The organism is Saccharopolyspora sp. CA-218241 (assembly GCF_050954615.1).
Taxonomy (GTDB): domain Bacteria; phylum Actinomycetota; class Actinomycetes; order Mycobacteriales; family Pseudonocardiaceae; genus Saccharopolyspora; species Saccharopolyspora cebuensis.
Window position 1 is genome coordinate 1,371,632 of record NZ_CP191860.1, and the last position, 13,103, is coordinate 1,384,734.

General features: G+C 73.7%; 12 protein-coding genes, 1 pseudogene and 1 riboswitch. Of the genes and pseudogenes, 10 read left to right on the top strand and 3 right to left on the bottom strand.

The annotated features are described in order from the left end of the window. Positions 1–832: 832 nt before the first annotated feature. The 6 genes from ACQP0T_RS06730 to ACQP0T_RS06755 all read left to right on the top strand — a co-directional run bounded on the left by ACQP0T_RS06730 (position 833) and on the right by ACQP0T_RS06755 (position 6,948). Positions 833–1,639: an inositol monophosphatase family protein gene (locus ACQP0T_RS06730; RefSeq protein ID WP_433871789.1), complete on the top strand. Its 807-nt coding sequence runs from the start codon at positions 833–835 to the stop codon at positions 1,637–1,639. A 125-nt stretch (positions 1,640–1,764) separates the two neighbouring features. Then, positions 1,765–2,157 (top strand): ribosome silencing factor, encoded by a 393-nt coding sequence (gene rsfS, locus ACQP0T_RS06735; protein WP_433871790.1) that lies wholly within the window; start codon positions 1,765–1,767, stop codon positions 2,155–2,157. Further along, complete coding sequence (locus tag ACQP0T_RS06740; RefSeq protein ID WP_433871791.1) at positions 2,154–2,768, top strand: histidine phosphatase family protein; 615 nt, start codon at positions 2,154–2,156, stop codon at positions 2,766–2,768. The genes rsfS and ACQP0T_RS06740 overlap by 4 nt, the downstream gene beginning before the upstream one ends. A gap of 15 nt (positions 2,769–2,783) precedes the next feature. Further along, entirely contained in the window at positions 2,784–3,644 is an 861-nt protein-coding gene (locus ACQP0T_RS06745) for a DegV family protein (protein WP_433871792.1), read from the top strand. A 143-nt stretch (positions 3,645–3,787) separates the two neighbouring features. Continuing rightward, on the top strand, positions 3,788–4,597 hold the full coding sequence (locus tag ACQP0T_RS06750) for a ComEA family DNA-binding protein (RefSeq protein ID WP_433871793.1): 810 nt from the start codon (positions 3,788–3,790) through the stop codon (positions 4,595–4,597). Next, the gene (locus tag ACQP0T_RS06755) at positions 4,594–6,948 is read left to right on the top strand and encodes a ComEC/Rec2 family competence protein (protein ID WP_433871794.1); all 2,355 of its coding nucleotides are present in this window, start codon (positions 4,594–4,596) and stop codon (positions 6,946–6,948) included. The genes ACQP0T_RS06750 and ACQP0T_RS06755 overlap by 4 nt, the downstream gene beginning before the upstream one ends. Positions 6,949–7,171: 223 nt before the next feature. On the opposite strand, the gene thrC is transcribed toward ACQP0T_RS06755, so the two are convergent. Next, the gene (gene thrC, locus ACQP0T_RS06760) at positions 7,172–8,443 is read right to left on the bottom strand and encodes a threonine synthase (protein ID WP_345364654.1); all 1,272 of its coding nucleotides are present in this window, start codon (positions 8,441–8,443) and stop codon (positions 7,172–7,174) included. A gap of 12 nt (positions 8,444–8,455) precedes the next feature. Further along, positions 8,456–8,584, bottom strand: a riboswitch (SAM riboswitch). Positions 8,585–8,680: 96 nt separating this feature from the next. Between thrC and holA the strand changes: the two are divergent. Then, positions 8,681–9,663: pseudogene (gene holA / locus ACQP0T_RS06765) on the top strand (DNA polymerase III subunit delta). Positions 9,664–9,709: 46 nt separating this feature from the next. On the opposite strand, the gene rpsT reads toward holA, so the two are convergent. Continuing rightward, on the bottom strand, positions 9,710–9,970 hold the full coding sequence (gene rpsT / locus ACQP0T_RS06770) for a 30S ribosomal protein S20 (protein WP_345364658.1): 261 nt from the start codon (positions 9,968–9,970) through the stop codon (positions 9,710–9,712). A gap of 233 nt (positions 9,971–10,203) precedes the next feature. On the opposite strand from rpsT, the gene ACQP0T_RS06775 reads away from it, so the two are divergent. From ACQP0T_RS06775 to ACQP0T_RS06785, 3 genes are all read left to right on the top strand, one after another. Further along, entirely contained in the window at positions 10,204–11,010 is an 807-nt protein-coding gene (locus tag ACQP0T_RS06775) for a TSUP family transporter (protein ID WP_433871795.1), read from the top strand. Between the two features lie 184 nt (positions 11,011–11,194). After that, positions 11,195–12,058, top strand: coding sequence for an EamA family transporter (locus ACQP0T_RS06780; protein ID WP_433871796.1), 864 nt, complete (start codon positions 11,195–11,197; stop codon positions 12,056–12,058). A gap of 35 nt (positions 12,059–12,093) precedes the next feature. Next, complete coding sequence (locus ACQP0T_RS06785) at positions 12,094–12,471, top strand: VOC family protein (RefSeq protein ID WP_433871797.1); 378 nt, start codon at positions 12,094–12,096, stop codon at positions 12,469–12,471. 58 nt (positions 12,472–12,529) lie between these two features. Here ACQP0T_RS06785 and ACQP0T_RS06790 read toward each other — a convergent pair whose 3' ends face one another. Beyond that, positions 12,530–13,060 (bottom strand): class I SAM-dependent methyltransferase, encoded by a 531-nt coding sequence (locus ACQP0T_RS06790; RefSeq protein ID WP_433871798.1) that lies wholly within the window; start codon positions 13,058–13,060, stop codon positions 12,530–12,532. Positions 13,061–13,103 lie beyond the last annotated feature (43 nt).

A 13,103-nucleotide genomic window follows, 5' to 3' on the forward strand; every position in this document is an offset into this window, starting at 1 on the left:
AGCTGGTCGACGCGATGGTTCCGTTGAGGCGAACGCGCTGGTGTGGAACTCGCTGACCCTCGCCGTTCCCGGTCCACGCGGAGCCGGAAGCCGATGGGATCTCGGAGTGGTCCTCACGGCATCGCGAGCAGCGCGCCAGTCCGACCAGGGAAACTGTGGTCCCGGCCTCACCTCCGATTCGGGACTGATCCAGCCTGCTTCAACGTTCGTAGAAGGAGAATTCGCTCGTGCGTGAAGAACGCGGCGCTGTGGTATTGCGCGTCACCGCTATGGACGGCCAGTACCACATCCGTTTCTCGCCCGGGCTCGACGACATGTGGCCCGCTTCCCGGGATGGCCTTTTCGTCGGTGCGGAAAACTGGGTGGCCGTCCGTCCTGTGCGGAACGTTCCGGGGACCGATCGATCTCAGCGTCCGCAAGCACGACGCGCCTCTCGGAGAAGTCGACCGGGACTGGGACATGGCAGCGGAGTGGTCGCTCGACTGCCCGGAGGGACCCTTCGCGATCCACGACATCTGCAGCAACGACCCGCCCCACGTCGTCGAGGTCGCCCCGGGCTGGGCCAGGTTGCGGCTTTCGGTGCGCGGCCGGACGCGCGCAAAAGAAGTACCCGAACCGGTGATGGCCTCTGTCGAGCAGCATCTCCTGGAACTTGGCCCGCACCGGCCTGGCACCATCCGGCCGTCGTGCACGGCCCCGACGGGCTCGCGCACCACTTGCGCTCGCAGTGATCGAACCGGCCGCACCAGCGCTGGAGTGGGCGGCTGACGGCTGGAAGGCCGCTGCCGCCTCTGGTTCCCTTGCCCGGGGAGGCCCTAGGCGGGAGGCGCGGATGAGCTACGAGCAGGCCGGTCGGATCGCGTGCGAGGCGGTGCGCATCGGTGCCGAGTTGGTGCGGACCAGCACGTCGGTGGAGGTCCGGGAGAAGGCCGAGCGCGACTACGTCACCGACGTCGACCTCGCGGTGGAGCGGGAGCTTTCCGCCTTCCTCGCCGAGCGGACCCCGGAGCACGGGTTCCTGGGCGAGGAGCACGGCTACCGGGAGGGGGCCGGGGAGCAGGAGTGCGTGTGGACGCTGGACCCGGTCGACGGCACCTCCAACTTCGCCCGCGGCCTGCCGCTGTGCGCGGTCTCGCTGGCCCTGGTGCGGCGCGGGGAGCCGGTCGTCGCCGCGATCGCGTGCCCGTTCCTCGACCTGGAGTTCTCGGCGATCGCCGGGCAAGGCGCCTACGGCGGGGGTGAACGGCTCCGGGCCAGCGGCATCACCGACCTCAGCCGGGCGCTGGTGTCGATGGGTGACTTCGCCGCGGGGGACGGTTCCGCCGAGCACAACCAGCGGGGGCTCCGGCTGGTCGCGGCGTTGGCCGACGAGGTGGAGCGGGTCCGCATGTTCGGCTCCGCCGTGCTCGACCTGGCGTGGGTGGCCAGCGGGCGCACCGCCGCCACCGTGATCCTGTCGAACAACCCGTGGGACACCGCGGCGGGCGTGCTGCTCGCCCGGGAGGCGGGGGCGCACGTGTTCGACGCATCGGGCCGGCCGCACACCGCCGACTCCGCCGAGACCATCGCGGTGGCGCCGGGGATCAGCGAGGACCTGCTGGCCCTGGTGCGGCGCAGCCTCCTGCCCCGAGGCAGGTGAGCCCGAAGCGGTGTTCATCCCGACGGGTGGTCCGGGCTGGGACCGACGGGCTGTGGGTGATCGGGTGCGCGCTGGCTATCCTCTACACGCGTGGGTGCGCACCGAGCCCACCCGAGAGGAGTGACGTGGCAGCCACCGACAACGCCCGCGAGCTGGCCCTGGTCGCGGCGCAGGCCGCGGCCGACAAGAAGGCCACCGACGTCGTCCTGCTGGACGTCTCCGAACAGCTCGTCATCACCGACTGCTTCCTGATCGCCTCGGCGCCCAACGAGCGGCAGGTCGAAGCGATCGTCGACTCGGTCGAGGAGAAGATGCGCGCGGTCGGCAGCAAGCCGGTCCGCCGGGAGGGCGCCCGCGAAGGCCGGTGGGTCCTGCTGGACTTCGTCGACGTCGTGGTGCACGTGCAGCACGACGAGGAGCGCTCCTTCTACGAGCTGGAACGGCTCTGGAAGGACTGCCCCCGGATCGACTTCACCGATGCGCAGCCCGCGGACGAGGACCGGGACGGCGAGGGGTGAGCCTCGAGCGGTTAGTGCTCTGGCGGCACGGCGAGACCGGGCACAACCTCGCCGGCCGCATCCAGGGTCACCTGGACACCTCGCTGACGGAGGTCGGCGAGCAGCAGGCGGCGGCCGCCGCCCCGGCCATCGCGGGGTTCAGCCCCGAGGTCGCGATGTGCTCGGACCTGCGCCGGGCGCGCTCGACGGCAGCGGCGTTCAGCGCGCTCAGCGACATCCCGGTGCGGCTGGACAAGCGGCTGCGCGAAACCCACCTGGGTGAGTGGCAGGGGCTCAGCGGCGCCGAGGTGGAGCACGGCTGGCCCGGTGCGATGCTCACCTGGCGCTCCGACCCGACCTGGGCGCCGCCCGGCGGCGAATCCCGGGTGGAGGTCGCCGAACGCGCCCACGAGGTCGTGCTCGAACTCGAGCAGCAGCCGCGCGGCACCGCTCTGCTGTGCGCCCACGGCGGTCTGATCACCGCGCTCACCGCGAAGCTGCTCCGGCTGCCGGTGGAGCTGTGGCCCTCCTTCGGCGGGGTCGGCAACTGCCACTGGGTCGTCCTGCGCAAGCGCGGTGCCACCGATGACCGGTGGCGCCTGCTCGCCTACAACGCCGGTGTCCACGGCTGAACGTAGGGTTGCCGCGTGGCCATCGCAGTCGTGACGGACTCGACGGCGTACCTGCCTCCCGGATGCGCGCGGCGGTACGCCGTCCGGAGCGTTCCGCTGCACGTCAGCGTGGACGGCGCCGGTGCGCTCGACGAACCTGACTTCGGGCCGGGCGAGCTGGCGCGCGCGTTCGCCCGCACGCACCGGGTGACCACCTCTGGTGCCGCCCCGGAGGAGTTCGCCGCCGCCTACCGGGCGGCGCTGGACGCGGGTGCCGACGGGGTGGTCTCGGTGCACTTGTCCCGCAACCTGTCGGGCACCTGGCAGGCGGCTCGGTTGGCCGCCTCGGAGGTGGCTCCGGAGCGCATCGCCGTGGTCGACTCCCGGTCGGCCGCGATGGGCCTGGGCTTCTCGGTGCTGGCGGCCGCGGAGGTCGCGCGGACCGGCGGGTCGCTGGCCGAGGTGGAGCGGGCTGCCGCGACGACCGCGGCGCGGACCACCACGCTTTTCTCCGTGCAGACCTTGGAGCACCTGCGCCGTGGTGGCCGGATCGGCACCGCCGCCGCGCTGCTGGGCACCGCGCTGGCGATCAAGCCGCTGCTGCACGTGCGGGAGGGGCGGATCGAAGCGCTGGAGAAGGTGCGCACCAGCGCCCGCGCCACGAATCGGATGGTCGACGTCTCGCTCAAGGCGGCCGGCGCCGGTGCGGTGGCGCTGGCGGTGCACCACCTCGCCGCACCGCACCGGGCGCAGGAGCTCGCCGACCGGTTCCGGACCGAGCTGGGGGAGCGCTTGGAGTGCGTGGTCTCCGAGGTCGGCGCGGTGATCGGCGCGCACATCGGGCCCGGGGCGGTCGGGGTCGTGGTCCTGCCCGGCGGGTGGCGGAGCGGGTCCTGAGCCACTGCGACTCACCCGTCCGGGAACCGGATTCGACCCGAACGGGCTGCATCCGCCAGTGAGTTGTCCACAGCGGACGCAGTTGTCCACAGATTTGAAAAACGTTGGTGCGCGGTGTGTTCGCGCCGCCCTACCGTCGTGGCATGTTCGATCTCGACCGCGCCAGGCATCGGCGCTCCGATGTGGACGACGACACCGATCCGCGCACCCGCTTGGCGGAACTGCGCCAACGGGCGCGTTCCGACGAGGCGGAAACCCGCGCCGGACCCGACTACACCGCCGCAGCGGACGGCCCGCGCAACGACTCGCCGCTCTCGCGGTGGGCTAGGCGCTGGCTGCCGGAATCGCTCGCGCGGTCCAGAGTGGACCCAGGGCGACTGGGCCTGCTCGCGATCGGCGCGGTGGCCGCGGTGCTGGTGGTCGTGTTCGGGCTCACCCTGCTGGGCCGCGGACCCGCCGCGGAACCGGCGCCGCCACCGCCGCTCATCACCCCCGCCGCAGCGGCCACCACCACGTCGGCTCCCCCGGAGGAGCTGGTCGTCAGCGTCGTCGGACGGGTGGCCGAGCCGGGACTCGTCACGGTGCCGCCAGGCGCTCGGGTCGCGGACGCGCTCGACGCGGCCGGCGGTGCGGTGCCCGGTACCGACATCACCGCCCTGAACCTCGCCCGCCGACTCGTCGACGGCGAACAGCTCTACGTCGCCGTGCCGGTGCCGCCCCAGGCGCTCGCGCGAGCGCCTGGGGCCTCGCCCGGCGAACCCGGCAAGCTCGACCTGAACACCGCGACGGAGGAACAACTCGATGAACTGCCCGGCGTCGGAGAGGTCACCGCCCAGCGGATCGTGCGCTGGCGCGCGGAACACGGCCGCTTCACCTCGGTGGAACAGCTCCGGGACGTGGACGGCATCGGCGAGGTCCGGTTCTCCCGGCTCCGCGACCTGGTGCGGACATGAGCGCGCTCCGCCCGCAGCCGCTGGACTTGCGGCTGGCCCCCGCCGCGCTCGCCGTGTGGGCGGTGACCCTCGCCGGGCTCCTGCTCGGGTGGGTGGTGGCGGCGGTGGTCGCGGTGCTGGCCCTGGTGGCGGTTCCGGTGCTCTGGGCGGTGGCGGGTTCCCGGCGCTGGGGGCGATCGCTGCTGGTGGTGCTGGTGCTGGCCGGGATCGCCGCGGCGGGAACGGCGCAGCGCGGACGGGCCGCCGAGGACCATCCGCTCCGCGGGCTCGCCGAGCGGGGCGGTCGGGCGGTGGTCGGCGTGGAGCTGACCGACGCGCCGGTGCCGCTGCGCGGCGGCTCCTACGGCGCTCGGCGGGCGCAGGACCGGTCGCTGGTGCGGGCGGAACTCCGTTCGCTCGGCCAGGCCGGGCGGCGGGCACCGAGCCACGGCGCCGTGGTGCTGCTGGTGCCCAGCGCGTCGTGGCGGGACCTCATCGCCGGACAGCGGGTCCTGGTGGAGGGACGGGTCGTGCCACCGCGCAGCGGAGAGCTCACGATCGCGGCGGTGCAGGTCCGCGGGCCACCGCACGGGGTCACCGCACCTCCGGGCTGGCAGCGCACCGCTGAGGAGCTCCGCGAGGGGCTGCGGGTCGCCGCCACGGCGGTGCTGGAACCTGCCGCCGCCGGACTCCTGCCCGGGCTGGTGGTCGGTGACACCGGGCGGTTGCCCGCGGAGGTCGAAGCGGACTTCCGCACCGCGGGGCTCGCGCACCTCACGGCGGTCTCCGGGGCCAACCTGGCGATCGTCTGCGGCGCGGCGCTCCTGCTGCTGCGGCTGGTCGGCGCCGGTCCGGTCGTCTCCGCGCTGGCGGCGGGTGCGGCGTTGGCGGGCTTCGTCGTGCTAGCGGGGCCGGAACCGAGCGTGCTGCGCGCGGCGGTGATGGGCGCGATCACGTTGCTCGCGCTCGTGCTCGGCCGGGAGCGCTCCGCGCTGCCCGCGTTGTCGGCGAGCGTGGTCGGCCTGGTCCTGGTGGTGCCGGAGCTGGCGACCAGCCTGGGGTTCGCGCTGTCGGTGGCGGCCACGGCGGGCCTGGTGGTGCTGGCCCCGGCCTGGGCGGCGGCCCTGCACCGCAGGGGCGTTCCTCCCGGTCCGGCGGAGGTGCTGGTCGTCCCGCTGGCCGCGCAGGTCGTCACGGCACCGCTGATCGCGGCCTTCTCCGGCGAGATCAGCCTGGTGTCGGTGGTGGCGAACCTGCTCGCCGGTCCGGTGGTGGCACCGGCGACGGTGCTCGGCGTGCTGGCCACGGTCCTGCACCCGGTGGCCGGCTGGCTCGGAGAGTTCTGCGTCCTGCTGGCCGCGCCGGAGCTGGCCTGGGTGCTGGCCGTCGCCGAGCACGCCGCTGCGGTGCCCGGCGCGGTGCTGGACTGGCCGAGCGGGCTCTCCGGCGGCCTGCTGCTCGCCGGGCTGACGGTCGTGCTGCTGGTGGCGCTGCGGTTCCGCCGGGTGCGCGGGTTGCTCGTCGTCGGGGTGCTGGGCGCCTGGATCGTGCTGGTCCCGGTGCGCGGAGCCGTCGCGCCCTGGCCACCGGCCGGGTGGGCGGTCGTGGCCTGCGACGTCGGGCAGGGCGATGGCCTCGTCCTGGCGACCGGGCGACCCGCTGAAGCGGTGGTGGTCGACACCGGCCCGGATCCGGCCCTGATGGGCGAGTGCCTGCGGCGGCTCGGCGTCCGGCGGGTTCCGCTCGTGGTGCTCACCCACCTGCACGCAGATCACGTCAGCGGTCTCGCCGGGGTGGTCCGCGAGCACCCGGTGGGTGCGATCGGCATCGGGCCGCTGCGCGAACCGGCCTGGGCGATGCGCGAGATCGCCGCGCTGGCGCGCGGACATCGGGTGCCGGTGCTCGAACTCGTCGCCGGGCAACGCACCCGCTGGCCGCACCTGGTCCTCGACGTGCTCGGCCCGCGCGGCGAGTTCGCGCTGACCGGGTCGGCGGAGGCCGCCAACGACGCCTCGGTGGTGCTCATGGCCACCACCCGGGCGGGGCGGGTGCTGCTCACCGGTGACGTCGAGCTGCCGGGGCAGTCCGGGTTGCTGGCCTCCGAGGCGGACCTGCGCGCCGATGTGCTCAAGGTCCCGCACCACGGCTCCCGCTACACGGCACCGCGCTTCCTCCGGGCGGTCGGCGCACGGGTGGCCCTGGTCAGCGTCGGCGACGACAACGGCTACGGACATCCGAGCCCGCTCATCCTCGGCGAGCTGCGCCGGGCGGCCACGGCCGTGCGGCGCACCGATCTGGAAGGTGATATCGCGGTCCTGCCCGGACCGCGCACGGTCAGCCGCGGTGATCCGCTCCGCGCGGATCACCGCTGACGAGGAGGTGATCTCGACACCGCGGCCCAGCGCACGCTGCCGCGGTCCCGAGCAGCATCCCGGCCCGTCTCGGGTCGGCGCAGCTGCGGCCACCCGCAGCGGCGGGCTCGACGGCGGTGCCGAAGACCCACCGGGTGCGCGGCACCGCGCCGCCGGGCTCATCCGTGCTCAGCGCGAGCCGGTGGGGCGGGCGACCGGGTGGGAAGGCCCGGCCGCCCGCGGCTCAGCGGAGGCCGAGGGCTTCGTCGACGGCCTCGGTGCTGGGGGCGACGGTGGCCTTCGGGCCGATGCCGTCCTGCACGGCGTCCAGGGTCTTCAGCCCGTCACCGGTGATGAGCAGGACGGTCTCGGCGTCCGGGTCGAGCTTGCCCGCCTCCAGCAGCTTCTTGGCGGTCGCCACGGTGACCCCGCCCGCGGTCTCGGCGAAGATCCCCTCGGTGCGGGCGAGCAGCCGGATGCCCTCGACGACCTCCTCGTCGGTGACGTCCTCGATGGCCCCGCCCGTCTTGCGCACGATGTCGAGCACGTACGGGCCGTCCGCGGGCGCCCCGATGGCCAGCGAGCGGGCGATGGTGTCCGGGCGCACGGGCTGCACCACGTCGTGCCCGCCCTTGAACGCCGACGAGACGGGCGAGCACCCGGAGGCCTGCGCACCGAAGATCCGCACCGGCGAATCCTCGATCAAGTCGAGCTGGGCGAACTCGTTGAACCCCTTGTAGACCTTGGTCAACTGCGAACCGGAGGCGATCGGGACCACGATCTGCTCGGGCTTGCGCCACCCGAGCTGCTCGGCGACCTCGAAGGCCAGCGTCTTGGAGCCCTCGGAGTAGTACGGCCGCACGTTGACGTTGACGAACGCCCAGTCCTCGTGCTCCCCGGCCAGCTCGGTGGCCAGCCGGTTGACGTCGTCGTAGTTGCCGTCCACCGCGAGCAGCGAGCCGTCGTAGACCGCGCTCATCAGGATCTTGGCGCGCTCCAGGGTCTTCGGGACCAGCACCACGGAATCCCAGCCGGCCCGGGCGGCCGCGGCGGCCACCGCGTTGGCGAGGTTGCCGGTGGACGGGCACGCCAGCACCTTGAAGCCGAACTCGCGCGCCGCGGCCAGCGCCACCGCCACCACCCGGTCCTTGAAGGAGTGGGTCGGGTTGCCGGTGTCGTCCTTGATCCAGATCTGCTTGACGCCCAGCGCCTTGGCGAGGTTGTCGGCCCGGACCAGCCTGGTACAGCCGGGCTCGGTGTTGGGGTGCTGCTCCACGGTGCTCGGCACGGGCAGGAGGTGCTTGTAGCGCCAGATCGAGCGGGGACCGGCTTCGATGTCCTCGCGCCGCACCCGGCCGAAGTCGTAGGCGACTTCGAGGGGGGAGAAGTCTTCGAGGGAGACGAATTCGGGGGCCAGAGGCTGGCGGTGGCCCTCTTCCTTGGACACCAGCTCGGCGGCCGGACCCAGGTCGAACGTCTTCCCGGTGGTGGCCGGGGAGTGGGCAGCAGCGGTCATCGCGAGGTCCTTTCCTCATCTGTCCCGCGGACGGGTCGGAATTGGCACCTTGATCGTCGGCGGACACGCGGAGCGCACGCTGCATCGACGATGGTTGCCGGGGCTTCGACGGGCCGTTCCCTCTGCCCCTCTGGATGAGCTGTTCGGTTGTGGCGGCAACGCTAGTGCAGCTGTCGCGGATCTGGCCAGGCCGATCCAGATGGCGGGACGGTCGGACCCCCGTGCGACGATGCCCGCATGAGCTCACCGCCGGTGCTCCCGGACCCGCTGCACTTGGTCCTCGGCGACGAGGAACTGCTGGTGGAGCGCGCCGTGCACGCGGCGGCCGGGGCGGCGCGCGCGGCCGACCCGACGGCCGAGCTGCGCCGGGTGAAGGTGAGCGACCTCACCCCTCCGGAGCTCGACGAGATGCTCAGCCCGTCGCTGTTCGCCGAGGGGCGGGTGATCGCCGTCGAGTCCGCGCAGGACGCGGGCAAGGAGATCGCCCAAGCGGTGCTCGCGCACGCCGCCGAACCCGCCGACGGCGTGGTGCTCGTCGTGGTGCACAGCGGGGGCGGTCGCGCCAAGCACGCCAAGGAACTCCCGGCGGCGCTGCGCAAGCTCGGCGCGCGGGTCACCGAGTGCAACCGGATCACCAAACCCGCCGAGCGGGAGGCGTTCGTCCGCGACGAGGTGCGGCGGGCGGGGGGCAAGACCGACGCTGCCGCGGTCTCGGCGCTGATCGACGCGGTGGGCACCGACCTGCGCGAGCTGTCCTCCTCGGCGACCCAGCTCGTCGCCGACACCGGCGGCAGGGTCGACGAGGAATCGGTGCGCCGGTACCACCGGGGTCGCGCCGAGGTCACCGGGTTCGCGGTCGCGGAGAAGGCCGTCACGGGAGATCGGGAGGGGCCTTGGAGGCGCTGCGCTGGGCGCTGCAGCTCGGGGTCCCGCACGTGCTCATCGCCGACGCGCTCGCCGAGTCGGTCCGCACCATCGGCCGGGTCGCCTCGGTCGGCCGCAGCGATCCGTACCGGCTGGCGGGGGAGCTCGGGATGCCCGCCTGGAAGGTCAAAAAGGCGCTGGCCCAGGCGCGCGGCTGGAACAGCACGAGCCTGTCCGCCGCGTTGCAGCTCACCGCTCAGGTCAACGGCGAGGTCAAGGGCATGGCCGCGGACGCGGGCTATGCGCTGGAGCGCACCGTGCTGCGGCTGGTCGACCTGCGCGGGGCCCGGAACTGACGAAGCGCCCTCCCCCGCGCGGGGAGAGGGCGCCTCGGGTGGTGCCTCAGAGCGAGTTGGCGCGCTGAGCCATGGCGGACTTGCGGTTCGCCGCCTGGTTCTTGTGGAGCACGCCCTTGCTCGCGGCCTTGTCGAGCGCGCGGGCGGCGGCCCGCTGCAGCTCGATGGCCTTGTCCTTGTCACCGGCGGCAGCGGCCTCGCGGAACTTGCGGATGGCGGTCTTCACGCTGGACTTGACCGCCTTGTTGCGCTGGCGGTTGGCCTCGTTGGTCCGGATGCGCTTGACCTGGGACTTGATGTTGGCCACTGGTGCGCCTCTTCCTCGTCGATGGTCGGCCGCGCTGAATTGGCACCGCGCTGCGGGAGCGCGGCTTTCCTCCTGGTCGGAACGCCGCACGGCACGGTCGTCCATGCTAACAGCGGGCGCGCGCCGCCCCGGCGCCGACCTCGGCCCCGCTCGAGGGCACCGCCTCGGGAGCCGCCCCCGGGTGAGCGCCCGCTGCGCGAGGCGGTCTCCGGGCGAATCTAAGCTGAGCCCTCGTGCTCGACGCGTTGGCCTGGCCCGGATTCGCCGATCTCTCCCTCGCCGGACTGCTGTTCCTCTGCGCGGCCGCGTTCCTGGCGGGCGCGGTCGACGCGATCGTGGGCGGCGGCGGGCTGATCCAGCTCCCCGCGATGCTGCTGCTGGTCCCGGGCGGTGAGGTGATCCACTCGCTGGCCACCAACAAGGTCGCCTCGGTGGCCGGGACCGCCGCGGCGGCCCGCACCTACGCCAAGCGGACGCCGATCGACTGGCGCAGCGCGCTGCCGATGGCGCTGCTCGCGCTGCTCGGTTCCCTCGGTGGTGCGATCTTCGCCGATGCGCTGCCGTCCGGGGTGCTCAACGCGGTGGTGCTCGCCGCGATCGTGGTGGTCGCCGTCCACACCTGGCGCAGGCCCGACCTCGGTTCGGTCGACGCCCCGCGGTTCGGCAGGCGCGGCCAGCTCGTGGTGATGCTGCTCGGCGGGGTCCTGCTCGGGTTCTGGGACGGCATCGCCGGTCCGGGCACCGGATCGTTCCTGGTGTTCCTGCTGGTCGGGCTGGTCGGGTTCGCCTTCCTCACCGCTTCGGCGACGGCGAAGGTGGTCAACGTCGCGACGAACGTGGGGGCGTTGCTGTTCTTCATCCCGGCGGGGAAGGTGCTGTGGGGGCTCGGGCTGTGCATGGCGGTGAGCAACGCGGCGGGCAGCGTGCTGGGCGCGTCGCTGGCCTCCCGGCGCGGATCGGGCTTCGTGCGGCGGGTGTTCCTGACCGTGGCGGTCGGCCTGGTGGTGAGCCTCGGCTGGAAGGTCGCGGCGGGGATCTAGGCCGGTGCGGCGGCGTGGAGTCCGCTCCCGGTTGTGCCCGGGGTTCCGCCGCCGCCGCGCTCCAGCGCCGACGACCAGCAGCGGGCGGGTCGGGTCCGAGCGGCACGGCGTCCGCTTCGGAGCGCGGTCGCCCCTCTCACGGGACAGGAGGAACCGCGCGCCCGCGCGACCCGGAGGGAGCCTCGTGGGCCTGACCGCCGTCCTGCTCGTCGTCGCCGCCGCGTTCGCGCACGCGGGCTGGAACTTCTTCGCCAAGCGCGCCGGTTCCGGGGGAGCGGTGTTCGTCTGGTTGACCGCCGGCTGCTCGACGGTGCTGTACCTGCCGGTGGCCGCGGGGGCGTTGCTGGTCGACGGGGTCCCGCCGTGGCGTTCCTGGGTGCTGGGCGGGGTGGTCGGCGCGGTGGTGCAGGCCGCGTACTCCGTGGTGCTGCAACGCGGTTACGCGGTCGGCGACATGTCCGTGGTGTACCCGCTGGCACGGGGGACCGGGCCGATGCTGGCGATGGTGATCGCCGTGGTGGTGCTCGGCGAGCGGCCCGGTGCGCTGGGCGTGCTGGGCGGTGCGCTGGTGGTGCTCGGGGTGCTCGTGATCGGCTTCTCCGACGGCCTGCCGCGGGCCGGAGCGGGGCTCACCGGTGTCGGTTTCGGTCTGCTCTGCGGCGCGCTGATCGGCATCTACACCACGTGGGACGCCTACGCGGTGACCGCGCTCGGGCTCTCCCCGCTGCTGTACGAGTGGACCAGCACGCTGCTGCGGACGCTGCTGCTGAGCCCGCGCGCGCTCGCCGACCCGGGGCGGCTCGGGCGGGTCTGGCGCGCGCACCGCCGCGAGGTGCTCGCCGTGGCGGTGCTGTCCCCGCTGGCCTACTCGCTGGTGCTGTTCGCGATGCGGCTCGCGCCGGTGAGCCTGGTCGCCCCGGCGCGGGAGCTGAGCATCGTGCTCGCCGGGCTGCTGGCCTGGCGCCTGCTGGGCGAGGACCGGCCGGTCCGCCGGTTGAGCGGTGCCGCCGTCGTGCTGGCCGGCGTGGTGCTGCTGGGTATCGCCTGATGGTGGCGGGGGTGCTCGGTGGGTATGAACGGGGCATGGAGATCTTGAGCAGCAGGCTGATCCTGCGGCCCCGCGACCGCGAGCGGTCGGTGCGCTTCTACCGGGACGTGCTCGGGCTGGCCGTCTCCCGCGAGTTCGCGGTCGGCACCGTGTTCTTCACCGGCGGCGGCTACCTGGAGGTGTCGGGGGCCGGTGAGCACGGCACGAGCCCGGACCAGGTGTTGTTCCTCCAGGTCCGGGACGTGCGGGCGGAGTTCGAGCGGGTGCGCGACCACGTCGAGGTGCTGGCCGGACCCGCCCGGCAGCCGTGGGGGCTGGACGAGGCCTGGATCGCCGACCCGGAAGGGATGCGGATCGTCCTCGTCGAGGTCCCCGCCGACCACCCCCTGCGGGTCGACACCCGAGGCGAGTAGCCCGCCACGCGCTTCTTCCACCCGTTCGTGTGCTGGGTGCCCCCCACCTGGCAAAAGTTCACCGGGTCGGGTGATCACGCGGGGCCTGTGGTCGGCCCTCGGCGTCCTGCGGGCGGCGTGCCCGGGCCTGGACTTGGAGCACGGCGCCCGGTGGGTGCCACAGCCAGCTCTGCACCTCGACGAATCCGCAGGCCCGCAGGTCGGCGTCCAGGCCGGGCCGGGATCCCGGCAGCGACTCCTCCGGAGCGGAGAGGAGGAGTTCGCCGTCCGGGCGCAGCAGGTCGAGCAGGTCGGCGAGCGCGGTCGGCCGGTCCGGCCACCGGTGGGCGTCGTGCGTGCTGAGCACGACGTCGAACGGCGCCTCGGCCGGGTCGGCGGTGGCCCGGCGGGCGCGGTCGGCCGCCGGGCGCAGCGCCGCCCCGGGGCCGAGGACCAGCACCTCGTCCGTCCCGGTCAGCCCGGCCAGCCGCACGACCTGCTCCTCGACGACGGCGTCCGCCCGGCCTCGCGATCGTTGCGCCGTCCGACCCAGCGGACCGCGCGAGCGGTGCAGCGGCGCTCCTCGGTCCCGACTGTCCGTTTCACCCATATGTCCAGCTCAGCACCGGCGACGCGGCGGTGCATCGGGGATG